Raw genomic sequence first — 23,972 nt, 5'->3', positions numbered from 1 at the left:
AAAGCCCGATTTCTGAAACTGTCGCGAAACCGTCGCAATACCGACGCGATACAGAAACCGGTTTTACGCGGATTTAAGCACCGACACCGCTCGCTTCCCTTCGGCCCAGGCATGCACCGCCTGCCCAAACGCTTCAAACAATGGGCGGCTGACCGGATCATTGGCCGCGTCCCATTCCGGATGCCATTGCACCGACAAAGTGAACCCCGGCGCACCCTCGATAAAGATCGCCTCAGGCGTGCCATCCGGCGCGTATCCGTCGACAACCACACGGCTGCCCGCGCGCTTGATGCCTTGGCCGTGCAAAGTGTTGGTCATCACCTCGGGCGCGCCAAACAGCTTGTGAAACACACCCTCTTTGGAAAACGCTACTTTGTGGCGCAACGCAAACTTCTCCTCCAGCGTGCCATCAGGAGGCATGCGGTGGTTGTCACGTCCCGGAAGATCTCTGATTTCGGGATAAAGAGAGCCGCCCATCGCGACGTTAACCTCTTGAAACCCCCGACAAATTCCAAAGAACGGCTGTCCGTTTTCAACGCAGGCCCGCACCAAGGGCAAAACAATCGAGTCACGTGCCCGATCAAATGCACCATGCGCCTCGGTGGCGGCTTCGCCATATTCTTCGGGGTGAACATTGGGGCGACCGCCGGTCAGCAGAAAGCCGTCACATGTCTGCATCAACTCGTCGATCGATACAAACCGCGGGTCCGCCGGAACCAGCAACGGCATACAGCCCGAAACGCCTGAAATCGCTTCTGAATTCATCTCTCCGCCAGCATGGGCAGGGTATTGGTCGTTGATCAGATATTGGTTGCCGATGATACCGACGACGGGGCGCGCCATGAAAACCTCTTAGTTTGTTCGCCCGCCCAACATAGGCGCTGCACGAGCGATGAGAAAGCCCCCTCAGATTTCGCCGATCAATCCTGCGGCCTCGATGCCCGCCATTGCGGCAGTTGCATCATTTTCAGACGTGTCGCCAGTCACACCGACAGCCCCGATCACGGCACCCTTTTGGTCGCGCAACAAAACGCCCCCCGGCACAGGAATCACTTGTCCGCCATAAGCACCATTCACCGCCGCCATGAAATAGGCCTGCGCCTCGGCCCGCGCCATTTGTGCTGTGCCAGCCATGCCGAGCATCACACTGCCGTAAGCCTTGCCATGCGCGATCGCAAACCGGCCCGGTGCCGCGCCGTCTTCGCGTTCAAATGCTTGCACATGTCCGCCGGCATCCAGCACCACCACGGACAACGGTTTAAGCTCCATTTCCTCGCTTTTTTCCAACGCCTTACGAATAATTACACGCGCTTTGCGCAACGAAATTGACATGTATCTCTCCCAAAAATTGAATGGGCCAGAGCAGTGCTCCGACCCGGAAATTTATGCTTGTGCCTTCAGTTCCAAACGCCGTGCATGCAGCACCGGTTCGGTGTAACCGGACGGCTGTAACCGTCCTTTAAAGACCAGATCACAGGCCGCTTGAAACGCCACCCCGCTGAAGTCCGGCGCCATACGGCGATAGTCCGGATCGCTCGCGTTCTGGAAATCCACAACGGACGCCATCTTCTGCATGGCGGCCATCACCTGCGCTTCGCTGACAACGCCATGATGCAACCAATTCGCCAAGCCCTGCGAGGAAATACGACACGTCGCGCGGTCTTCCATCAGACCAACGTCGTTGATGTCCGGCACCTTTGAACAGCCCACGCCATGGTCGATCCACCGCACTACATAGCCCAGAATACCCTGCGCATTGTTTTCCACTTCTGCGGCAATGTCGGCATCTGACAGGTTCTGCCCATCCATGACTGGCACCGTCAGCAGGTCGTCCAAAGATCCGCGGGCACCACCGGCCTTAATTTCTTCTTGGCGGGCCAAAACATCGACCTCATGGTAGTGCGTCGCGTGCAGTGTGGCCGCGGTTGGTGACGGCACCCAAGCGCAGTTCGCGCCGGATTTGGGATGGCCGCTTTTCTGGTCCAGCATTGCCCCCATCAGATCGGGCATGGCCCACATGCCTTTGCCGATCTGCGCTTTGCCCTGCAAGCCACAGGCCAGACCGATGTCCACGTTGCGATCCTCATAGGACAGGATCCAAGGTGTTGTTTTCATCTCACCTTTACGCAGGAACGCGCCCGCTTCCATTGAGGTATGGATCTCGTCGCCTGTGCGATCAAGGAAGCCGGTGTTGATAAAGGCCACCCGCCCTTTGGCGGCACGGATGCACTCTTTGAGGTTCACCGAGGTGCGCCGCTCCTCGTCCATGATGCCCATTTTGACAGTGTTGCGCGGCAGCCCAAGAATGTCCTCGACCTTGGCAAAAATTTCGTCAGCAAAGGCCACTTCTTCCGGCCCATGCATTTTGGGTTTCACCACATAGACCGAACCATGCACCGAATTGCCACTTTCACGTTGCAGGTCGTGCATTGCGATCATTGCCGTCACCAGCGCATCCATCAGGCCTTCGCCGATTTCATTGCCTTCGCGGTCCAGCACCGCAGGGTTTGTCATCAAGTGGCCGACATTGCGCACCAGCATCAAGGAGCGGCCTTTCAATGTCTTTGCCACCCCGTCAGGCGCCGTAAACGCCACATCTCCGTTGAGAACGCGCTTAAAACTCTTGCCGCCCTTGCTGACATCTTCTGCCAGATCACCTTTCATCAACCCCAGCCAGTTGCCGTAGGCGACAACTTTGTCTTCGGCATCGACACAAGCCACGGAATCTTCGCAATCCATGATGGTCGACAGCGCGGATTCAAGCGTGATGTCGTTGACACCCGCCGTGTCGCCGGAGCCGATGTTTCCGGAAGGGTCAATCTCCAGAATAATATGCAAACCGTTGTTTTTGATCAAAATACGGTTGGGATTGGCGGCTTCGCCCACGTGACCGGCGAATCCACTGGCATCCTCAAGAGCAGGAACCAAAGCGCCGTTCTGCACCAATAGACCATCAACATCTGCCCAGCTGCCATCTGCCAGCGGCACTGAACGGTCCAGAAACTCGCGGCCCCAAGCGATCACCCGCGCACCACGTGCGGCGTCATACCCACCGCCTGCCAGCAAGTCCCCCATTGCGTCCGTACCATAAAGCGCATCATACAGGCTGCCCCAACGCGCGTTCGCTGCGTTCAGCGCAAAGCGTGCATTGGTGATCGGCACCACAAGTTGCGGGCCGGGAATATTTGCGATCTCGGGATCCACGTTGGCGGTTTCCACCGCGAAATCAGGGCCTTCCGGAACCAAGTAGCCGATCTCTTCAAGAAACGCTTTATAGGCCGCCGCATCATGCGGCTGCCCATTGCGCGACATGTGCCACCCATCGATCTGTTGTTGGATCTCTTCGCGCTTGGCCAGCAACGCCCGGTTCTTGGGGCCAAAATCATGCGCCAGCGCGCTCAGGCCGGACCAAAACGTGTCCGCGCTCACGCCCGTTCCGGACAGAGCGCGGTCTTCGATGAACGTCACCAGCTCCGCCGCGACCTGCAGCCCCTGCTTTTCAATCCGTTCAGCCATCGCGCCTCTCCCCTAATTGATATGATCTTGCATTTCCAATTAGAACATGAGTTTCCGATAGGCAACAAAATTGGTTCTTTTTGTTTACCAAAAGCATTTTCTTGGAAATCCGGAAAGCGAGCCGCCGCTTTCTTGTGCAGCCAGACAATGCAACGCGTCCCCTTGCGAGTGCTGCTCGATCAGATACATCTTTGCAAACACTCGGTGAGACAACATGTGCCAATGCACGAGACGGAGCAAATGATGCAGGATGCGGCCCCCAAGACGATCTTTCTCAAAGACTACACACCTTTTGGCTGGATCATTGACGATGTGCACCTGACATTCCGGCTGCACCCTTCGGCGACGCGTGTGATTTCGCGCATCCGGTTCCGCCCAGACTATGACGTGCCTCATCGCCCGTTCTTTCTGCATGGCGAGAGCCTGAAACCGATTTCGGCCAAAGTCGATGGGCATGACGTGGACTTGCGCCATGTAGAGGGCGGCATCGAAGCAGACGTGCCCGACGCCCCTTTCAATTGGGAGGCCGAGGTCGAGATCAACCCCGAGGCCAACACCGCCCTTGAGGGGCTCTATATGTCGGGGGGCATGTATTGCACCCAATGCGAAGCCGAGGGGTTTCGCAAAATCACATGGTATCCCGACCGCCCCGACGTGATGGCGCAATTCACCGTGCGCATTGAAAGCGACGCAGACCATACGCCTGTCATGCTCTCAAACGGCAACGGGCTGTACTATCATCAGGACGGCACTCAGACCCCTGCCCCCAATGTCTCGATCTATGAGGATCCGTGGCCAAAACCGGCCTATCTCTTTGCCTTGGTCGCAGGCGATCTGGTGGCGCATGAGGACACGTTCACCACCATGTCTGGCCGTGACGTGGATCTAGCGATCTATGTGCGCCCCGGCGATGAACACAAATGCGCCTTCGGTATGGAGGCTTTGAAAAAGTCGATGAAATGGGACGAAGACGTCTATGGCCGTGAATACGATCTGGACGAGTTCAACATCGTTGCGGTCGACGATTTCAACATGGGTGCGATGGAAAACAAGGGGCTGAACATCTTCAACAGCTCCTGCGTGCTCGCCAGCCCCGAAACCTCGACCGACAGCAACTTCGAGCGCATCGAAGCCATCATCGCCCACGAGTATTTCCACAACTGGACTGGCAACCGGATCACCTGCCGCGATTGGTTTCAGCTCTGCCTCAAGGAGGGCCTCACGGTTTTCCGCGACGCGCAGTTCACCGCCGACATGCGCTCCGAGCCAGTGAAACGCATTGATGATGTTCTGGCTCTGCGCGCTCGGCAATTCCCCGAGGACCAAGGCCCGCTTAGCCACCCGGTGCGGCCCGAGAGTTTTCAGGAAATCAACAACTTCTATACGGCCACCGTTTACGAAAAAGGCGCCGAAGTCATTGGCATGCTTAAGACGCTTGTCGGCGATGCGGCCTACGCCAAAGCGCTTGATCTGTATTTTGACCGCCACGACGGTCAGGCGTGTACGATTGAGGACTGGATACAGGTGTTTGAGGACAGCACCGACCGCGATCTGAGCCAGTTCAAATTATGGTATTCGCAATCTGGCACGCCAAAGGTCTCGGTGCGCGAAGACTACAAGGACAACACCTTTACGCTACATCTCAGCCAATCCAGCGCGTCGACGCCCGGACAAGGCGAAAAGCTGCCCCAGGTGATCCCGGTGGCCGTGGGCCTGTTGAACGACAATGGCGACGAGGTGATGCCAACCGCGGTGCTTGAGCTGACTGAAGCAGAGCAGAGTTTCTCTTTCGAAGGTCACGCCAGTCGACCCATCCCGTCCATTCTGCGCGGTTTTTCCGCTCCGGTTACGTTGGAACAGAACATCAACAATTCGCGTCGCTCGTTCCTGTTGTCGCATGACAGCGATCCGTTCAACCGATGGGAAGCAGGCCGGATGCTAGCGCGCGACTCGTTGCTGACGTCGATCCGCGAAGGCACGGCGCCTGATGCCGACTACCTAGAGAGCCTTAAATCGGTTTTGCGCGACGAAACGCTTGATCCGGCCTACCGCGCCCTGATGTTGGCACAACCGTCGCAATCCGAACTTGCGGGCGTGCTGCATCAAGCTGGCGACACCCCCGATCCGGCCGCCATCCACGCCGCCAGTGAAGCGATGCGCACCGCCAAGGCGCAAAGCTGGGCAGACATTCTGCCCGACCTTTACGCCGCCAATCAGGTAGATGGCCCTTATGCGCCTGACGCCGAGGGGGCTGGCAAGCGTGACCTTGCAAACTCGGCTCTGGGCCTTCTGAGCAGACTTGATGGCGGCGCAACCGCCGCCACGCAATACGCCAACGCCGACAACATGACGCTGCAACTCGCAGCGCTCAGTGCGCTTTTGGACGCCGAGGCCGGAGACAACGCCCTTGCAGCCTTCTATGATCAATGGCGTGACGACAGGCTGGTGATCGACAAATGGTTCTCTTTGCAGGTGATGCACGCCAAACCTGACGTTTTGGCAGAAACGGCAAAGCGACTGACCAACCACATCGACTTTGACTGGAAAAATCCCAACCGCTTCCGCGCCGTGATGGGTATGCTTGCAGCGCATCACGCTGGCTTCCACCACGAAAGCGGCGCGGCTTACGAGCTGTTGACGGATTGGCTGATCAAACTTGATCCGGTGAACCCACAGACCACCGCCCGCATGTGCAGCGCCTTTCAAACATGGAAACGCTATGATGCGGCCCGTCAGTCCCTAATCGCGACGCAACTGGGGCGCATCGCAGGCCAGCCGGATCTCAGCCGTGACACAAGCGAGATGATCACTCGCACACAAGGCGCTTAAGATATGCCCGAGCCGTTGACGTTCACCCACTTCGGGCGCAACCGCCGTACCGTAATGGCGCTTGGGCTGGCCGTACTTGTGCTGGCGGGTCTCAAGGCTGTCGGCACGGTTACTTGGATTCTCGCCATTCTGGGCATCTTTGCGGTACCCGCGCTGATTGATGTGATGCTCAACCCGGTTTCAACATTCTCCTTGGCCGACGGCGTGCTGAGGTGGAAAAGCGCCACACAAGAGGCAGAAATGCGCACAGATCAAATCCGATCAGCCCGTTTTGACACCCGTCTGGACATCTCGGTGCGCGCAACTCTGCAGATGGTTGATGGCTCCAAGGTGCGGATTCCCAACGATGTTTTGCCATCTCCGGACCGTTTGCAGGCCACGCTTGAGGCCTATGATATCCCGGTTGACCGCCATCATTTCCGGGTTATTTGACCAAAGGTAATTTGGGCGCTGGCAAGGCCAACATGACCGTATGATATCAACATGACGCCTAACTTTGGCCCAAGTGGGACTGCATCCTAGTCGCAAGAACAGGAGCAGACCTTAATGAAATTCTTTTCGTTGGACAGAACGAGCGTGTCTTCCGCGGCGGAGCCGACGCTGAAGAAATTGTCGCAAACCTTTTATGGTGGCGACAAAGACGACGTTTCCGATCTGCCAGCCGAAGGCAACAAGACCGTCAAGGACCTGTTGCACCGTCTGCAAATCCCGATCAATACCAACACACCTGATCAGCTCGAAAGCGATCAATCACGCGATCAGGGCTTGTTTCTTGCCCGTCAGGAACGCTGGTCAGACCTCGAAGATCAGATCCGCACCTATGACCAGAACCGCACGACCACCTCGGCAGGAACGCCTCTGGCGGAACTGATGCTATTTGGCGCGCGTTCCGATGTTGTGCGTGCGGCCGAGCATGCTTTGCTTCACGGTCACCCCGCCAGAGGCGCGGATTTCTTTGCTGGCATAGAAGCACTGGAATACATGCTTGAGGAACACCCAAACAGCTATCCTTTGGCGCTGATCGTGGCGCATATGCACATCGACATCGGCTGGGCATGGCGCGGTGCGGCGGCCAAAGAAGACGTGCGCGAGCTGAACCGCGAGGCCTTTCAAGCCCATTTTGAACGTGCTGAAACCATTTTGGATCGTTTCTGCCCGACGGCCCACTATTCGCCTGCTCTGTCTGCGGCGCGCTGCGCCTTGCTGCCAGGCCAGGCCAACCCGGCAGAAAAGCTCTGTGCGGAATTTGAGGCGCTCATTGCGCTGGACCCAACCAATCCGCGCCACATGCGGGCGCTTGGCAACTATATGTTGCCCCGCTGGTACGGCGACTTTGACCAGCTTGACCTGCAAGCCCGCCGCATTGCTGCGCGCACCTATGATTTGTGGGGCGCTGGCGCATACGCCTGGGTTTGGTTTGACGCACTTTTGGTCGATCCGCGCGGGTTGGAAATGGTTGAAATCGAATACTTTTTGGACGGCGTGGACGACGCCCTTTCCCGTCGTGGGGATCAGCATTCTGCAAACCTTATGGCAGCGCATCTTTTCCGCAGCTGGCAACATGCGCGCGAACTATACAGTGACAACGGTTTCCGCGCTGACTTGGCACCTGCGCTGCGCGAAGGTTTTGACATGGTCGTGCACGACCACCTGCGCGAAATTCACCCCTTAATCTGGGGTCATGCCGAAATCGGATTTGAAAACACCTCGCGCATCATTTCCCGTGAACGGCTTGCGGCCAAGGGCAAGGAAATCGCGCTCCACGCTGTGGCCATGCCCTTCATGACCGGCTTGCAAAACGGGCAGACCGTCTATTTCACGCCTGACGGCATCACCCAGATCAACCCCTGATCGCCCTGAGAGGGGCGGGAAACCACCTGCCCTCTTGCTCCTCTGACGTGGCTGGCCTAGAACGCAGGCAAGCCATAGATTCAAGGAGCCTGAGCGATGCTCGACCTGACATATCAGACCCCAAAGCCCAAAGTGATCGCGGGCGCCAAGCATGACTGGGAACTGGTCATCGGCATGGAGGTGCACGCACAGGTTTCTTCCAATGCGAAACTCTTCTCCGGCGCATCCACAAAATTTGGCAACGAACCCAACTCAAACGTGGCGTTCGTTGACTCCGCGATGCCTGGAATGTTGCCGGTTATCAATGAATTCTGCGTCGAGCAGGCCGTCCGCACCGGCCTTGGCCTGAACGCAGAAATCCACCTGAAATCGGCGTTTGACCGCAAGAACTATTTCTATCCTGACCTGCCGCAGGGCTATCAGATCAGCCAGCTTTATGAACCCATCGTCGGCGAAGGCGAGATCCTCGTGGACATGGAACCGGGTGTCGCTCGCATGGTGCGGGTGGAGCGTATCCACCTTGAGCAGGACGCGGGCAAATCTGTGCACGACATGGATCCGAACCTGTCGTTTGTCGACCTGAACCGGACTGGCGTCGCGCTAATGGAAATCGTCAGCCGCCCTGACATCCGCAGCCCCGAGGAGGCAGCGGCCTATGTGCTTAAGCTGCGCCAGATTCTGCGCTATCTCGGCACCTGTGACGGCAACATGCAAAACGGCAACCTGCGCGCCGATGTGAACGTGTCGATCTGCCGTCCCGGCCAGCACGAGAAGTACATGGAAACGCAAGATTTTGGTCATCTCGGCACCCGCTGCGAAGTCAAAAACATGAACTCCATGCGCTTCATCCAGATGGCGATCATGGTCGAGGCCGAGCGCCAGATCAAAATCGTTGAGGGCGGCGGCAAGGTCGATCAGGAAACCCGTCTGTATGACGCGGACCGCAACGAGACACGCTCGATGCGCTCCAAGGAAGAGGCGCATGATTACCGCTACTTCCCCGATCCGGATCTCATGCCGCTGGAGATCGAACAGGGCTGGGTCGACGACATCCAAGCCAACCTTCCCGAGCTTCCGGATCAGAAAAAGAACCGCTTTATCAGCGACTTTGGCCTGTCCGAATATGATGCGTCGGTGCTGACAGCGGAAAAAGAAAACGCCGATTTCTTTGAAGCTGTGGCCGAAGGGCGCAACGGCAAACTGGCCGCGAACTGGGTCATCAATGAACTGTTTGGCCGACTGAAAAAAGAGGAGCACGCGATCACAGAAAGCCCGATCTCACCAGCACAGCTGGGCGGCATTCTGGACTTGATCGGCTCTGATGCTATTTCGGGCAAGATCGCCAAAGACCTGTTTGAAATCGTCTACACCGAAGGCGGTGACCCCGCCCAGATCGTAGAAGAACGGGGCATGAAGCAGGTGACTGACACGGGCGCGATCGAAACCGCGCTGGATGAAATCATAGCAGCAAATCCGGCACAGGTTGAAAAGGCTCAGATCAACCCGAAGCTGGCAGGCTGGTTTGTCGGTCAGGTCATGAAGGCCACCGGCGGCAAGGCCAACCCAAAAGCTGTAAACGAACTGGTTGCGAAGAAGCTGAACAGCTGAGTATCGCTGTCGGCAACGCGTCAGTAACGCGTCTGCATTGCGTCGGTGCCAGAAATGGCGCCGACGTTTTTGATTTTGCGGCTTGGCCCCTTTGGATCATTCTGGATCCGGTGGATCGACCCTATCCAGACGAAAAGTTTGATGAAGCCCGCGTATCCCCTTGAGCTCTCTTTCGGTCGGATCGGAAAACCGGAAAGACGTCATTCCGTTAACCAACAATCGGGTCGCGTCAGAAACACGGATTTCATTTGGTGCAGCACTGGCTGCGATGCGCGCGGCCTTGTTCACCACGGTTCCGAAAAAGTCGTTTCCGGTTTCAACAACCACTCCGGTGCGAATGCCTATCCGCAACGACATGCTCGGCCCCACATTCAGCGAGGAGACGCGCGCTTGAATGGCCTGCGCAGCCCGCAGCGCGGACTCGGCGGTTTGAAAACTTGCCATTGACCCGTCCCCGAGAGATTTGACCAATTGCCCGCCGTTTCTACGCACTATCCCATCGGTCTCAAGCAGATGCCGGCTGATGGCTGCAGTCCATTTTACGTCGCCAACCTCCACGGTCAAAGCGGATGAATCGACGACATCTGTGAACATAATCGCCGCAATTCCGGTCTCGCCGACCACCGGATTGTGCTTTGAACGCGCTTGAAACAATGCGGTCAATTCTCGAAGACCATCTTCGTCAATTCCCTCGTCATTGTCGGGAATGGAGCTGTGAATATGTTGAATTCTCCAGATCCCTCCCTCGATCACAAAGACCAGCGTGATCCTTGCTCTTTGAACATCTCCGGATTTCGATTTCTGTATGTCGCCTTCCCAAAGCGACCATCCAGTGTCGCCATTACAAAACGCCTTTGTGCGGGTTTCCAAAATTCTGGACGAAGACATATTTTTGGAGGGGTTTTCATAAGATCTCCGCAAGTCTTCGCCCTCCCAGATCTCCTGGACAGACGGCCCGCAGAAAATGAGCGGGTCCAACTGTGTGAGCAATCCGGTCACGTTTTTACCGCTGTTCTTCAACGTCGCCTCAACCCACCTGTCGGTCAGAGCGGTAAGTTCGGGGGAATACGAACTGTCCATTTGCATCATATACTCAATAAGGCGTTCAAAAGCCGTCCAACGGTCTGCTCGGAGGCAGAAAAATCCCGGGCGAAAATACGAAATGCCAACAGTTTACTGCATCAAAGTTACCGTTTGGTTTCTCTGCAAGGTCTTTTCATTGCGCCTTCCGACAGGCAAATCCGCCACGTCACCGCGCAATTTCAGCGTTGCTCCTGTCTCCTTTGGTTGGGCATAACTCTGCCAACTGAGAGGACAGACGATGACCCTAGACGCACCGTTCACATCCAGCTGGATGGATATCGACAAATCATGGTTGGACTATAACGGCCATCTTAACATGGCGTTTTACAACGTGCTGTTTGATCGCGGTGTCGATCAGATATGGCTGGAAATGGGATTTGGCCCTGAGTACCGCGAGCGCACCGGCAACACGACTTTTTCTGCTGAATTTCATCTCTGTTACCTGCGCGAACTCCATCTTGGCGACAAAGTAAAGGCGACATTCCATCTTTTGGATTTTGACGAAAAGCGCCTGCATTTTTATCAGGAACTCTGGCACGAGGACGGCTGGCTGTCTGCCACTGGTGAAGGCATCGGTTTGCACATCGACCAAAGTGGTCCACGAGTGGCGCCCATGCCGGCCGACATACAGGCCAACGTAAGCGCCCTTCACAAAGCGCATTCCGTATTGCCCAAGCCCGAGCGCGTCGGCCGTGTTATGGGAATTCCTAAAAAAGCTTGAGACTGCGGCGCCGGAAAGGGTATGAACCCACGTGCGCCAAAAAGGCCGCGAAGGGTAAAGCGATTACAAAATGATCTACGAGTACAAAGTGGTTCCAGCCCCGACCAAAGGGCAAAAAGCACGCGGCGTGCGCAGCACAGAAGGCCGTTTTGCCAACGCACTCCAAGCGTCGATGAACACCCTCGCCGCAGACGGCTGGGAGTTTTTGCGCACCGAGACCCTGCCCAGTGAAGAGCGCAGCGGATTGGCATCGACAGCCACCAAATACCGCAGCGTGATGGTTTTTCGCCGTCCGCGCGCAGATGACGCCAGCGCCTTTCAACCCAAAGAGTTGGAGCACCCAAAAGCTGCGGAATTGCCTGCCCCAGCAGCCAGCACAGTGGCTGCAGCAAGCACCACCGAGCCGCCATTGATGGAACCGTCGCAGACGCCTGGCACCGAAGTGTCGCCAGACCGAGCGGTGGAATCTCTCAATGCAAATGAGGTTTCCGAAACAAGCGCCGATGTCACCGACATTGCCGAAGCGCTCAAGAAACGTTCCGAGCCTGCGGATCCCACCTGACAAATTTTCTCCGCGATGTGCGCACTCTGTTTTTTTGCCCGACACGCCTGCGATGTTGGCCAAAAGACGCTTTCGCGTGCGACGGGGCAAACCCGGCGGACAGAATTTTTGTGTCGTTGTCAAATTCCGCAACTTTTTCTGCGTTCTGCCCCTTCAATCTCCCGTCGGTTTCGCTATTATCTGCTCTCCGAGTTGAATAGGTGCGTGCATGACCAAATCAGATCCCTTCGGTTTCGATATGTCGATTAAGTCGGCAAAGAAGAAAAACCCGCGCGGTCGCCGCACCATGTCAGGTGCATCAGAGACCTCGGTTCGGCAATGCGAACATGAGGGCTGCGAAGAAGACGGAAAGTACCGTGCGCCGCGCGCACCGGATGTTCTGGATGAATTCAAGTGGTTCTGCAAAGACCACGTGCGCGAATATAACCTGAAATGGAATTTCTTTGACGGCCAGACCGAGGCCGAGGTCAACGCACAAAACTCCAAGGACAAAGTCTGGGAACGTGAAACGACAAAATTCACCGATCCCGAGGCCCGCGCCTGGGCACGGCTTGGCATCGAGGACCCGCATCAGGTTCTGGGCGGCAACGCCACGCAAAATCCCGGCAAAAACGGCGGCGTGTCCAAACGACTGCCGCCCACGGAACGCCGTGCTGTCGACATCCTTGAAGCCAAGGACAGCTGGACCAAAGCCGAAGTGCGCAAGTCTTACAAAAAGCTCATCAAAGTGCTGCACCCCGACATGAACGGTGGTGACCGCAGTCAAGAAGAGCAGCTGCAAGAAGTGGTCTGGGCTTGGGACCAGATCAAGGAAAGCCGCAACTTCAAATAACAGCGACGCTTGCCAAGCCTCTGAAGATGTGCCCTTTTCCATTTGAGAAATAGGGCGGGACCTGTGGGATGGAACGCATCGGTAAAATTTTGATGACGCATCCCTCGTGGGTGTTTGCATTGGTGTGTTTGGCGTTGCTGGGGTTGCCGCTGGCGTTGTGGCAAGACATGGACGCGCTGAGCCATCGCGCGATGGAACGCCAAAGCCGCAGCATGAACGCGGTGCTGACCGCAGTCCGCGGCTACTACGCCGAAAATGTCGTAGATCGCATTCTGCAGCACGACGGCGACACCCAAGCCTTGCACAATTACGCGCAAACCCCGGGTGCTGTGCCGATTCCGGCGACGCTGTCACTGGAACTTGGTGCGAAATTGGCCGATGCGGACACGTCTGTCACCTATCGGTTTGTGTCAGACTTCCCTTTCACCAACCGCGCGCCCCACGAACTGACCGCGTTTGAGACCCGCGCAATCGAGACGTTTCGCACCACCCCCGACATGGGCGAAATCATGAACGAAGAAGGGGGCAGTTTTCTGGACCATTCAGTCACCGTTGCCACCCCGATCCGCATGACAGAGGCCTGTGTGGCCTGTCACAACAGCCACCCCGAAAGCACCAAGATCGACTGGGCCGAGGGCGATGTGCGTGGCGTACAGGTCGTGACTGTCCACCAACCGATTGCGCAAAACATCTGGGCTTTCCGCTGGTTGCTGACGTATCTGGCGCTGGCCGGTGGCGGTGGCCTCTTGTTTGCGGTGATGCAGTTCAGGCTGGCCCGCAATTTTGCGACCATCAATGACGAGCTAAGCGCCAACAACAATTTTCTGGCCGATGTGTCAGCCAAAGTGTCCAAATATCTGGAGCCGCAGGTCTATAAATCCATCTTTGCCGGCGAACGTGACGTGTCGCTGACCACGGAACGCAAAAAGCTCACGGTGTTTTTCTCCGACATCAAAGATTTCACCGCCACGACCGAACGTATGCAACCCGAAGAGCTGACGGCGCTGCTCAATGAATATTTCACCGAGATGAGCCGCATCGCGCAGGATCACGGCGCCACCATCGACAAATTCATCGGCGATGCCATCGTGGCGTTTTTTGGCGATCCAAGCACCGAAGGGCCAGCCGAGGACGCGCGCGCCTGTGTGCGAATGGCTTTGGCGATGCAGGATCGGTTGGAAGAGCTGGAAACCGTTTGGCGCCAAAACGGGTTGGAGCATCCGTTTCGGGCGCGGATGGGGCTCAATACCGGATATTGCAATGTCGGCAACTTCGGCTCTGACATGCGTATGGATTACACAATCATCGGGGCGGAGGCGAACCTTGCGGCCCGTCTGGAAAGTATTGCGGAACCCGGAGGCATTGTAATGAGTTATGAGACCTTCGCCCACGCACATGATTTGATCGAGGCCGAACCGCTTGCGCCGCAACGGTTCAAGGGCATCTCGCGCGAGATCACCCCGTATCGCGTCATTCGCGAGCCCAAATCCAATGTTGCCATTAGCACGCACAAAGACGGCGACATGCTGGTTGTGGACTTGCAGGGGATTGATGTCAGCACGCGTGAAGCCATTGCCCGCGCCGTCAATGCTGAACTGTCCCGAAAGTCCGGCGACTAGAACAGAGGCGATGCATCCTAGTGTGGCCTACATCTGTCAATGCACGCATTTGGGCGCCTTCTCTTTGCCGAATTCCTTGAAAAACTCTGCAATCTGCGGTTTTATAGCAACATGGATGATGCAAATTACTTGCACCTCGCAGCGCTGACCCGCGACTTTGTTTTACATTTGCAGGACCTCGGCTATAGCGAGCAACAGCTTTTGGGCGGAACTGGTGTGACCCTTGCGGAGATCACGCCGCCGGAAGCCATGGCGCCCTTGACAGTCATCGCCGAAGTGATGCGGCGAGCAGTGGCTCTGACCGGCGATGACTTGGTGCACTTCAAATGGGCCCAAGAGCGCCAATTTAAGCGTCTCGGCCTGATAGGCTACTTGGGACACAGTTCGCCCACATTGCGAGATTTGTTTGAAAACGTCGTCCGCTATGAACGCACGTTTACCGATTCTATTCATTTCGACATTAGCGAACTGGAGCGCCAAGGCCTTGTTCGTTGGGAAGCATTTCTACCGGCGAGCGTGGACGCTGGCAATATCATGGAAGCCCAAGCAGCCCAATTCGTAAGCGGTTTGAGTAACCTTATGTCGCGCCCGCCACGCCTTTTGGAGGTCACATTTCGCCACCACAGGAACACCAATAAAGACGCCTTCACCTCATACATGAACTGCCCCGTCAGCTTTGATGCTTCTCACACGGCAATACGGTTTTCCAAGGACGACCTCGACCTCGAATTGCAAACGGCTGACAATGAGCTTAATGCAATTTTGCGCAAACATTGCGATATGGTCTTGGAGCAAACCCCGAAAAACCGCGATGACATTCGTCTGCGTGTTGAGAAATCCATTGTTGATCGCCTTTCCTCCGGGCGCGCGAATATTGAAACCGTCTCGCGTGATCTTGGGATGAGCAGCCGCACCCTCGCCCGGCGTTTAGCGGATGTGGGAACCACCTATCAGAAAGTCCTGTCCAATCTGCGCAAGGCTCTTGCGGTACGGTATCTGGACGATGTCGCCAGGAGCCAAACAGAGATCGCCTTTTTGCTGGGCTACTCGGACGTCAGCAGCTTTTCTTCGGCCTTCAAGCGGTGGACCGGCCACGCGCCGGGCGACCAGAGAACGTCACACTGAAATAGCATTGATCGCATTTGATCGCCGCCGCCAAGCGGCCCGACCGCAGTCTGGCGGAAACTCTCAAAACCCTGTCCGTTTCACGCAATGCCACAATGGTTAACGCACATAGATGAAGTGTGACCAAGAGGGTGATCTGCCAAGCAGCTTTTGGTCCTACGTCAAAACGTCATCTTGCGCTGCTTTCGGAGGATTTAGCATGTCCACATTGTCGCTTACGGCCCCACGTCCACTCGCCGCCACAGTCAAATTCGGGACCCTCCTCGGTCTCTGGAACGGGCTACGTGAGATTTTTGCGCGCCGTGCTTTCTCGCAACGCGAAACGCGTTTCAACAGCGCCAAAGCCGGCATCTATTTGACCGCCGCCACCGGAGGCACCCCACAGCGTTCATCGAGGGGGGCATAATGGCGCAAATTGTTCTGGTCGATAGTGACCGTTCCACTCTTGTGACCTTTAGTCGGCTTTTGGAAAGCGACGGGCATCGTGTTTTGAGCTTTGTCGACGGCGATGTGGCATTGCGCGACATCTCCAATCCTTTGAACGCGCTTTTGGTGATGAGTACGGCCTTGCCCGCCACCAGCGGTTTGGATCTGCTGCGCCGGTTGCGCCTGTCCAACACCTTGCCGGTGATCCTGCTTAGCGACGCCCGCTCTGACACCGAAGAAGCTTTTGGGCTGCATCTGGGTGCTGATGACTACATCCGCAAACCCGCCGCACCGCGTGTGTTGTTGGAAAGGATACGTGCAGTCCTGCGCCGGACGCGGCAAACGGCAACCGGGCCGGTGCTCACGTCTCGCATGATGCGGGGCCCTCTGATGATGGACCGCGATAGCCATGAAGTGCGTTGGAACGGTTGCGCCGTCGGGCTCACCGCAACTGAATTCAACGTGCTCTGGACGCTGGCGGACCGCCCTGGAACCGTTCTTGAACGCGCACGCATTCTTGATGCGGCCTATGGCACGGATCTGGGCGTCACGGACCGCTGCATTGATAGCCAGATCAAACGATTGCGCATGAAGTTTCGCAAAGTGGACCCCGATTTCGACAACATCGAGACGCTTTATGCGCTTGGCTACCGGTTCATTCAGCAGCAAGTTCAGGCGGTTGCCTAATAGGTTGTTGGAATTCATACAAAGGCCGGATCAGACTCAGCTTTCGGCCGGTTTGAACACCAGCGACACGCCGTTCAGACAATGCCGCTTGCCCGTCGGCTTGGGACCATCGCTAAAAATATGCCCCAGATGGCTGCCACAGCGACGGCAATGGCATTCGGTGCGCACGCGCAGCAGTTTGCGATCGTTCTTGGTGCCAATTGCATTGTTGAGCGACTTGTAAAAACTCGGCCAACCAGTGCCGCTGTCGTATTTGTGGCGCGAACTGTAGAGTTTCAGATCACAGCCGCGGCAGTGGTACGCACCTTTTTCATAGGTCTTGTCCAAAGGCGAGGACCCTGCCCGCTCCGTACTTTCTTTGCGCATGACCTTGTATTGCAAGGGCGTCAACATCGCTTTCCATTCCGCATCGGTTCGCGTGACTTCGAACGCCGCGGCAAAGGCCTGTTCAGGCGAGAAAAACGGCACTGCGGCAATACTGGCCAGAAAAATACGACGGTCCATAGCAGGTCTCCTTTTGAACAAGCCTGCCTCAAGACGTCACAACACTCAAATCACTGCCCTGCACAGCCGCGCGAGAATTATTGCAATCCCCGCGCGGCGATCTTGTGACTTACTCCGCGACGAGGCGCAATTTGGTCAGGTCGGGACCAATCACAATGTTGCCGTCGTATCCGCTTTCCCGCACCGCCTGAATATAGTCATCCGCAGACAGTCCACCCTTTTTGACCGGGTATGGCCCTTGCTTGGATGCGCCAAGTGGGGGGATGTGATGGGTGAGCATCAAATGTTTCACCCCTGCCCTCTGAGACAGGCCACCAAGATCAGTGGCCGTGGATTGACGGAAATAAATCGGAGGCGGAAAGCCTGACTCGCCATCAGGTCCCATGATCGGGTGAATGACGGAATGAACGACGACATCAGCGCCTTGCGCCAAGGCTTCTACCTGCGCCGAAGTGGAGGCGTTGCGTGGCGGAGCGGGCGTATCATTTCCGGCGTCTCCACCAATCACAACGCTGCCCGCAGGTGTATCGACGCGATAAGATGCGTGGCCGGGAACGTGGCGCGACTTTACTGCTGTGACTTTGACGTCGCCTTTTTCCCAAACCGTCTGCGCGTCGTCGCTGCCCATAAAGGTCATGATGTTCAGCAACTCAGAAGGCCCACCCGGCAAACGTTTCGGGTTTTCAGCCAACCGTTGTGCCATTTCACCGGACGCTATTAGGGCAGCACCCAGATTGGCGCCATATGAGCGACAACTCATGATGTGGCCTTTGGGTGCCGTGATATCATCCGAACAGACCATATCGATCTTTGGACCACCCGAATTGAAATGCCACCGCAGTTGCATCATGTCCATTAGGCCTTCGCTGTGGTCGGAATGCACATGCGTGAAAAAGACCGCGTTCAACTTGCCAACGGGCACGCCGATTTTTGACAATTGCTGCGTGGTTCCCCGCCCCGCATCAAACTGCAACAAAACGTCCGAGCATTTGTTTTCTTCGGTTCCGTAGCGCACCAAAGTGCCGGCGCCAGCTTGCCCTTGAAATACCGGCGGTCCGCCTTGCACACCTGTCAAAACGACTTCCATGCAAGGCGCGGCCTGTGCCGTCCCCGCCATCCCTGCGAGTCCGAGACCCAGCAAAATGCTGATCCCACGTAGCTTTAGATTTCCCATGATGTCCTCCCTTAGACCCTCCTCTTTTATCGATTTTTTAACAATAATGCAATTTTTGACGGTTTTTTGGGAAATCCAGTCATTATAGCAACATTTCCCATCAACCTGCCGGCCGGTTTCAAAGCGTCTCCCACAGCGGCAAAAAGACCCCACGTCTCGCTTCCAATCCCTCTTGCGATCCACACAGGTTTGAGGCACCAATGCCCCGTGGATTTCGGCCAAGCTTGCGCGCGGCCAGTAGAAGGACGACACACATGGCCGATGGTATGATCGAAGCAAACGCAAAACCCACCGAAGACATCGACGTGCGCGAAGTCTTTGGCATCGACAGCAACATGAAAATCAAAGGTTTTGCCGAGCGCACCGAGCGCGTGCCTGAGGTTGATCCAACCTACAAGTTTGATCCCGAGACGACGATGGCGATCCTTGCGGGCTTTGGCTATAACCGCCGCGTGATGATCCAGGGCTACCACGGCACTGGTAAATCGACCCACATCGAACAGGTTGCTGCCCGCCTGAACTGGCCCACTGTGCGTGTAAACCTCGACAGCCACATCAGCCGGATCGACCTGATCGGCAAAGACGCCATCAAACTGCGCGACGGCATGCAGGTCACCGAATTCCACGAAGGCATCCTGCCTTGGGCGCTGCGCAATCCAACTGCGATTGTGTTTGACGAATATGACGCCGGCCGCGCCGACGTGATGTTTGTGATCCAGCGCGTTCTGGAACATGACGGCAAGCTGACCCTGCTTGATCAGAACGAAGTTATCACGCCGAACCCGTATTTCCGCCTGTTTGCCACCGCCAACACTGTTGGCTTGGGCGACACAACAGGCCTGTATCACGGCACGCAACAAATCAACCAAGCCCAGATGGACCGTTGGTCGCTAGTGTCGACGCTGAACTATCTCAGCCATGATGCAGAAGCCGCGATCGTACTGTCCAAGGCGCCGCACTATAACTCTGCCGAGGGTCGCAAGATCGTCGCGCAGATGGTGACAGTGGCCGACTTGACCCGCACCGCGTTTATGAACGGCGACTTGTCGACCGTCATGAGCCCGCGCACCGTGATCAACTGGGCGGCCAATTCGGAAATCTTCCGCGATGTAGGCTATGCCTTCCGCCTTTCGTTCCTTAACAAATGTGACGAGTTGGAGCGTCAGACGGTGGCGGAGTTCTATCAGCGCTGTTTTGACGAAGAGCTTCCTGAAAGTGCCGCGAACGCCGCGTTGGGGTGACACCTGATTATTGAATTCAAAAGGGCCGCTTCCGATGGAAGCGGCCCTTTTTTGTTGGCGAACAGATTTGTCGATCATAACCCGATTTTCACATAGTTCATTATTGAAGTCATGCGCAGCATGACCTTTCGGATCACGTGTGTCGCCCCGACACTCTCTGTATAGATCGCCACCATGCCCGCAGCTCCTGGCGCCATGGAGCTTAGCACTTCTGGACTATCCAGCTTGATACGAAGCAAAAAGGGTTCAGCGACGATTTGCTGTGAAGAAAGAACTGTGCCAGATACGATTGCCTGTCCCTGTGACGACACGTCCAGCAGCAACTCAACTTCGCCAGTTAAGAGCTGTCCAGGTTTGGTTTTCATTGCGATTTCCACCTTTTGACCCGGCTTGATGTGCCGCTTGTAGATCTGGTGAACCTGGGCGACCAAAGCCTTTTCGCTGGTGTCAACAAACGCCATAGCTGGCGCAAGCGGCAAGCTGGTAACCCGCTGTCCCGCCGCGAGGGCGAGATTGGTCACAAATCCATCAGAAGGCGCAAGTACTTTGGTCTGTTCAAGGTTCCAGAGAGCCTGTTCAAGTTGCGCGTCAGCCTCGGCGACCTTAGCAATCACACCGTCTTTTGTTACGGCACCCAATTCGGTTTCAGCCTGCGAAACTGCGGCCGCTGCGGCTGCAACGGCTCCATTGGCAGTGTCCAGATCTGCCTGTCGTTGCTCCAGCCTGCTTTCCGAAATCGTATCGGTCTCAACAAGCTTTGCGTCATCTTCGTACCGTCTTGCGGCAAAAACTTGACGTGCTTGAGCCTGATCCAATTGCGCCTCGGCCGCCTTCAGGTTGTCAATGTCCTGCTCGGCTTGTGCAAGAACACGCGCCTTGCTGGCCTCGGCCAAGTCAACCGCGATCTGGAAGGGTTCGGGGTCCAACTCAAACAACAAATCGCCTTCTTTGAGAGGGACATTTGCCTGAGCGTGCACTGCCGTCACCTGCCCGCTCACATTTGGAATGACTTGCACAACGCGCGTCATTACGCGCACTGGCCCCGAGGGCGCGCCCCACTGCATCGGAATAAACAGAAAAATGAACAGCGCGACAAACCATACGATCGTGGACATCCACGTCGCTTTGGTATTGGGCAGAACCTTCATCTTGATCAGAACAAACAGAACCGCAACGTAGGCAAGGGTGAGAAAAACAATCATTGTGCAGGGACCTCCTCAGCGTCTGCCGCATCCGTCTCCGGTATTTCCGCTGTTTCCGGCGGGCGGTGGGCAAAGGCCCAGATCAAAGCCAACGGCCAGAACACCCCGCCCAGGATGGCACCCAGCCAACCCGCCACATTGATCGCTTCCTGATACGGATGATCCCGTTCTCCCGCGATTTTTCCGGGCAGCATAGCGAGCGTGATAAAGACAACCAGCGCCGTCACTATCAGAACGATCAAAACGATCCACGCGAAGATATCCAATCCACTCATGCCTTTTCCTTTCAAATTCGCCTGCGTCAAACTTTGAACCGCTTTGGTCAAAGCCAAAGAGCGAAATTCTCTCTCAGCAGCATTGGCATTGAAGCGGGGGCAGAAGGGGACAGTCAAGATATACCAGACCACGGCACGCTTTTTTTGGAGGGCGGCGGAAGGCGACACAGCCGCCTTCACATGGAAACCGCAACGATGTTCGCTGCGCCACGCGCGCCGAGGGCCTGACACGCAGGTCGGCCTCCTATAAATCGAGACCGGCTTGACTATACTCCTGATCCAATCAAGCGCTGTCGCTGCGCGATGCTCCAGTCTCTCAATTTCCTCTTTGACGTGGCGGATTCTCGTCTTGCGCACAGGGCCTGTCCCATGATTTACAAATCCCATGAGCACCAAGTCCGACAACCCCGCAGATCCGTTCAAAAAGGCGCTGGCTGAGGCCACCAAAGTCATGGCGAACGACCCTGAACTGTCCATCACCTACACGGTGGACCCTTCGGGCGTGTCGGGCGACGCCATGCGCTTGCCGCAGGTCACCCGCCGCATGAGCCGCGACGAGGTTCTGTTGGCCCGTGGCACTGCCGACGCTCTGGCGATGCAACGCAAGTATCACGACATCAACACCCACATGCGCTATGCCCCCGGACAGGGTATTGCCCGGGATCTATATGAGGCGATGGAAACCGCGCGCTGCGAAGCCATGGGCGCGCGCGACATGCCTGGCACAGCCTCAAACATCGACGTGAAAATCAGCCACGAAGCCAACGGGCGCGGTTATGGCGAAATGACCTCAACCGAAGAGGCGCCATTGGCTGTGGCCGCCGGATATCTGGTGCGCCATCTGGCGACGGGCCGCGACCTGCCCCGCTCTGCCGCCAACGTTATGAACCTGTGGCGCGGCTATATCGAACAAAGCGCCGGAGACCATCTGGACGACATCCATGACCTGCTGAACGATCAACAGAGCTTTGCCAAATTCGCCCGCCAGATCATCGATGATCTCGGCTATGGCGACCAGCTTGGCGATGATCCGGACGAGATCGACGACGAGCAAGACGACGCTGACGATCAGGCCGAAGAGCAGGAAGATCCCGATAGCCAGGGCCAGGACGACAGCGAAGAAGAAGACGCCGAAGCCAGCCCCGAGCAGGCACAGGAAGAACAGCAGGACATGTCCGAGGCGCAAGTCACGATGGATGACATGGCCGATGAGGAAATGTCGGACGAGACCGAAATGCCTGATGGCGAGGCCCCACTCGATCCCCCGCCCCCGCCGCCGGTGTCGGACGCTGATCCCGACTATCTGGTGTATGACGGCGAAAACGACGAAGAAATTGCGGCCGAAGATCTGGCCGAACCCGCCGAATTGGAACGCCTGCGCGCCTATCTTGATCAGCAACTCGAACCCCTCAAAGGCGCGGTGAGCCGTTTGGCCAACAAACTGCAACGCCGCCTTCAGGCGCAGCAAAACCGCAGTTGGGAGTTTGACCTAGAAGAAGGCATTCTGGACGCGGGCCGACTGGCTCGTGTTGTGGCCAACCCGACCACGCCGCTGAGCTTCAAGATCGAGAAAGACACCGAATTCCGCGACACCGTTGTGACGCTGCTGTTGGACAACTCGGGATCAATGCGCGGACGTCCGATCTCGATCGCCGCGATTTGTGCCGACGTGCTGGCGCGCACACTTGAGCGTTGCAACGTGAAGGTCGAAATTCTGGGCTTTACCACCAAGGCATGGAAAGGCGGTCTGGCGCGGGAAAAATGGCTGAACGAAGGTCGCCCCCAGCAACCCGGACGCCTGAACGATCTGCGCCATATTATCTACAAGAAAGCGGACGCACCTTGGCGTCGTGTGCGACCAAATCTCGGCCTGATGATGAAAGAAGGTCTGCTCAAGGAAAACATCGACGGTGAGGCGCTGGAATGGGCGCACCGCCGTATGGCCGCACGGCCTGAGCAACGCAAAATCCTGATGGTGATCTCAGATGGCGCGCCGGTGGATGACAGCACCCTGTCGGTGAACCCCGCAAATTATCTGGAAAAACACCTGCGTGATGTGATTGCGATGGTGGAGAAGCGCAAACAGGTTGAATTGCTGGCGATTGGGATCGGCCACGACGTGACGCGGTATTACGACCGCGCCGTGACCATCACCGATGTGGAACAGCTGGCTGGCGCCATGACCGAACAATTGGCGGCGCTATTTGACAGCGATCCACGCGCGCGGGCGCGGGTCATGGGCATCAAAAGGGCGAGCTGATGCGCGCATTGCTGCAACGCGTGTCTGAGGCCTCTGTAACGGTAGATGGCGACGTCATCGGCCGCTCCGGTCCGGGGCTTTTGGTGCTAATCTGCGCAATGCAGGGCGACACCGAGGCGCAGGCCGACAAGCTGGCGGCCAAAGTTGCCAAATGCCGGATCTTTGAAGATGACGCGGGCAAGATGAACCGCTCTGTGCTCGACATAGGCGGCAGCGCGTTGGTGGTGTCGCAGTTCACGCTTGCCGCGGACACACGCTCAGGCAATCGGCCCGGCTTTTCCTCAGCGGCGGCTCCGGCAGAGGGTGAGCGGTTATACGAGTATTTTGCCGCGCAACTGGCCGCGCAAAGCGTGCCGGTGGAAACTGGTCAGTTTGGCGCGGACATGAAAGTCGCGCTGGTGAACGACGGGCCGATTACGATCTGGATGGACATCTGATCCGATAGCGACGCCGCCAG

At 56.8% G+C, this 23,972-nt stretch carries 21 protein-coding genes; 13 read left to right on the top strand and 8 right to left on the bottom strand.

Translation table 11 applies throughout. The features are described from left to right. Positions 1-63: 63 nt before the first annotated feature. The 3 genes from SHIM_RS09140 to SHIM_RS09130 all read right to left on the bottom strand — a co-directional run bounded on the left by SHIM_RS09140 (position 64) and on the right by SHIM_RS09130 (position 3,516). Positions 64-843: a gamma-glutamyl-gamma-aminobutyrate hydrolase family protein gene (locus SHIM_RS09140; protein ID WP_054002348.1), complete on the bottom strand. Its 780-nt coding sequence runs from the start codon at positions 841-843 to the stop codon at positions 64-66. 63 nt (positions 844-906) lie between these two features. Continuing rightward, on the bottom strand, positions 907-1,332 hold the full coding sequence (locus tag SHIM_RS09135; RefSeq protein WP_054002347.1) for a GlcG/HbpS family heme-binding protein: 426 nt from the start codon (positions 1,330-1,332) through the stop codon (positions 907-909). A 51-nt stretch (positions 1,333-1,383) separates the two neighbouring features. Then, entirely contained in the window at positions 1,384-3,516 is a 2,133-nt protein-coding gene (locus SHIM_RS09130) for a malate synthase G (RefSeq protein ID WP_054002346.1), read from the bottom strand. Between the two features lie 243 nt (positions 3,517-3,759). On the opposite strand from SHIM_RS09130, the gene pepN reads away from it, so the two are divergent. From pepN to gatB, 4 genes are all read left to right on the top strand, one after another. Beyond that, complete coding sequence (pepN, locus tag SHIM_RS09125; protein ID WP_054002461.1) at positions 3,760-6,345, top strand: aminopeptidase N; 2,586 nt, start codon at positions 3,760-3,762, stop codon at positions 6,343-6,345. Between the two features lie 3 nt (positions 6,346-6,348). Continuing rightward, positions 6,349-6,777 (top strand): hypothetical protein, encoded by a 429-nt coding sequence (locus SHIM_RS09120; RefSeq protein ID WP_152926501.1) that lies wholly within the window; start codon positions 6,349-6,351, stop codon positions 6,775-6,777. Positions 6,778-6,891: 114 nt separating this feature from the next. After that, positions 6,892-8,196, top strand: a complete 1,305-nt coding sequence (locus SHIM_RS09115) for a hypothetical protein (RefSeq protein WP_054002344.1) — start codon at positions 6,892-6,894, stop codon at positions 8,194-8,196. 96 nt (positions 8,197-8,292) lie between these two features. Beyond that, complete coding sequence (gatB, locus tag SHIM_RS09110) at positions 8,293-9,804, top strand: Asp-tRNA(Asn)/Glu-tRNA(Gln) amidotransferase subunit GatB (RefSeq protein ID WP_054002343.1); 1,512 nt, start codon at positions 8,293-8,295, stop codon at positions 9,802-9,804. A 96-nt stretch (positions 9,805-9,900) separates the two neighbouring features. On the opposite strand, the gene SHIM_RS09105 is transcribed toward gatB, so the two are convergent. Further along, positions 9,901-10,884 (bottom strand): adenylate/guanylate cyclase domain-containing protein, encoded by a 984-nt coding sequence (locus tag SHIM_RS09105; protein ID WP_193749897.1) that lies wholly within the window; start codon positions 10,882-10,884, stop codon positions 9,901-9,903. A 241-nt stretch (positions 10,885-11,125) separates the two neighbouring features. Here SHIM_RS09105 and SHIM_RS09100 point away from each other — a divergent pair, with 241 nt between their 5' ends. The 6 genes from SHIM_RS09100 to SHIM_RS09070 all read left to right on the top strand — a co-directional run bounded on the left by SHIM_RS09100 (position 11,126) and on the right by SHIM_RS09070 (position 16,859). Further along, entirely contained in the window at positions 11,126-11,608 is a 483-nt protein-coding gene (locus SHIM_RS09100) for a thioesterase family protein (RefSeq protein ID WP_054002341.1), read from the top strand. Positions 11,609-11,678: 70 nt separating this feature from the next. After that, positions 11,679-12,170: a DUF4177 domain-containing protein gene (locus SHIM_RS09095; RefSeq protein ID WP_054002340.1), complete on the top strand. Its 492-nt coding sequence runs from the start codon at positions 11,679-11,681 to the stop codon at positions 12,168-12,170. A 208-nt stretch (positions 12,171-12,378) separates the two neighbouring features. Continuing rightward, a complete protein-coding gene (locus SHIM_RS09090) occupies positions 12,379-13,002 on the top strand; it encodes a J domain-containing protein (RefSeq protein WP_054002339.1) in 624 nt (207 codons plus the stop codon). Between the two features lie 68 nt (positions 13,003-13,070). Then, a complete protein-coding gene (locus SHIM_RS09085; RefSeq protein WP_054002338.1) occupies positions 13,071-14,621 on the top strand; it encodes an adenylate/guanylate cyclase domain-containing protein in 1,551 nt (516 codons plus the stop codon). 111 nt (positions 14,622-14,732) lie between these two features. Next, positions 14,733-15,746: an AraC family transcriptional regulator gene (locus tag SHIM_RS09080; RefSeq protein ID WP_193749896.1), complete on the top strand. Its 1,014-nt coding sequence runs from the start codon at positions 14,733-14,735 to the stop codon at positions 15,744-15,746. 405 nt (positions 15,747-16,151) lie between these two features. After that, entirely contained in the window at positions 16,152-16,859 is a 708-nt protein-coding gene (locus tag SHIM_RS09070) for a response regulator transcription factor (protein ID WP_054002335.1), read from the top strand. A gap of 36 nt (positions 16,860-16,895) precedes the next feature. Here the strand turns inward: SHIM_RS09070 and msrB are convergent, their stop codons facing one another. Both msrB and SHIM_RS09060 read right to left on the bottom strand, forming a co-directional pair. Next, on the bottom strand, positions 16,896-17,363 hold the full coding sequence (msrB, locus tag SHIM_RS09065; RefSeq protein WP_054002334.1) for a peptide-methionine (R)-S-oxide reductase MsrB: 468 nt from the start codon (positions 17,361-17,363) through the stop codon (positions 16,896-16,898). A 109-nt stretch (positions 17,364-17,472) separates the two neighbouring features. Next, complete coding sequence (locus SHIM_RS09060) at positions 17,473-18,537, bottom strand: MBL fold metallo-hydrolase (protein WP_152926500.1); 1,065 nt, start codon at positions 18,535-18,537, stop codon at positions 17,473-17,475. Positions 18,538-18,791: 254 nt separating this feature from the next. Here SHIM_RS09060 and cobS point away from each other — a divergent pair, with 254 nt between their 5' ends. After that, positions 18,792-19,778, top strand: coding sequence for a cobaltochelatase subunit CobS (gene cobS, locus SHIM_RS09055; protein ID WP_054002332.1), 987 nt, complete (start codon positions 18,792-18,794; stop codon positions 19,776-19,778). A gap of 74 nt (positions 19,779-19,852) precedes the next feature. On the opposite strand, the gene SHIM_RS09050 is transcribed toward cobS, so the two are convergent. Both SHIM_RS09050 and SHIM_RS09045 read right to left on the bottom strand, forming a co-directional pair. Then, on the bottom strand, positions 19,853-20,980 hold the full coding sequence (locus tag SHIM_RS09050) for an HlyD family secretion protein (protein ID WP_054002331.1): 1,128 nt from the start codon (positions 20,978-20,980) through the stop codon (positions 19,853-19,855). Further along, positions 20,977-21,255, bottom strand: a complete 279-nt coding sequence (locus tag SHIM_RS09045; protein ID WP_054002460.1) for a DUF3302 domain-containing protein — start codon at positions 21,253-21,255, stop codon at positions 20,977-20,979. The genes SHIM_RS09050 and SHIM_RS09045 overlap by 4 nt, the downstream gene beginning before the upstream one ends. Positions 21,256-21,640: 385 nt before the next feature. Here SHIM_RS09045 and cobT point away from each other — a divergent pair, with 385 nt between their 5' ends. Both cobT and dtd read left to right on the top strand, forming a co-directional pair. After that, entirely contained in the window at positions 21,641-23,515 is a 1,875-nt protein-coding gene (gene cobT / locus SHIM_RS09040; protein ID WP_054002330.1) for a cobaltochelatase subunit CobT, read from the top strand. After that, positions 23,515-23,952: a D-aminoacyl-tRNA deacylase gene (gene dtd / locus SHIM_RS09035; protein WP_054002329.1), complete on the top strand. Its 438-nt coding sequence runs from the start codon at positions 23,515-23,517 to the stop codon at positions 23,950-23,952. Before cobT ends, dtd begins: the two co-directional genes overlap by 1 nt. Positions 23,953-23,972: the final 20 nt, after the last annotated feature.

This window comes from Shimia sp. SK013 (genome assembly GCF_001292625.1).
Classification (GTDB): Bacteria; Pseudomonadota; Alphaproteobacteria; order Rhodobacterales; family Rhodobacteraceae; genus Shimia.
Note: the sequence above shows the minus strand (reverse complement) of the source record. Positions and strands in the feature narration are given on the sequence as shown.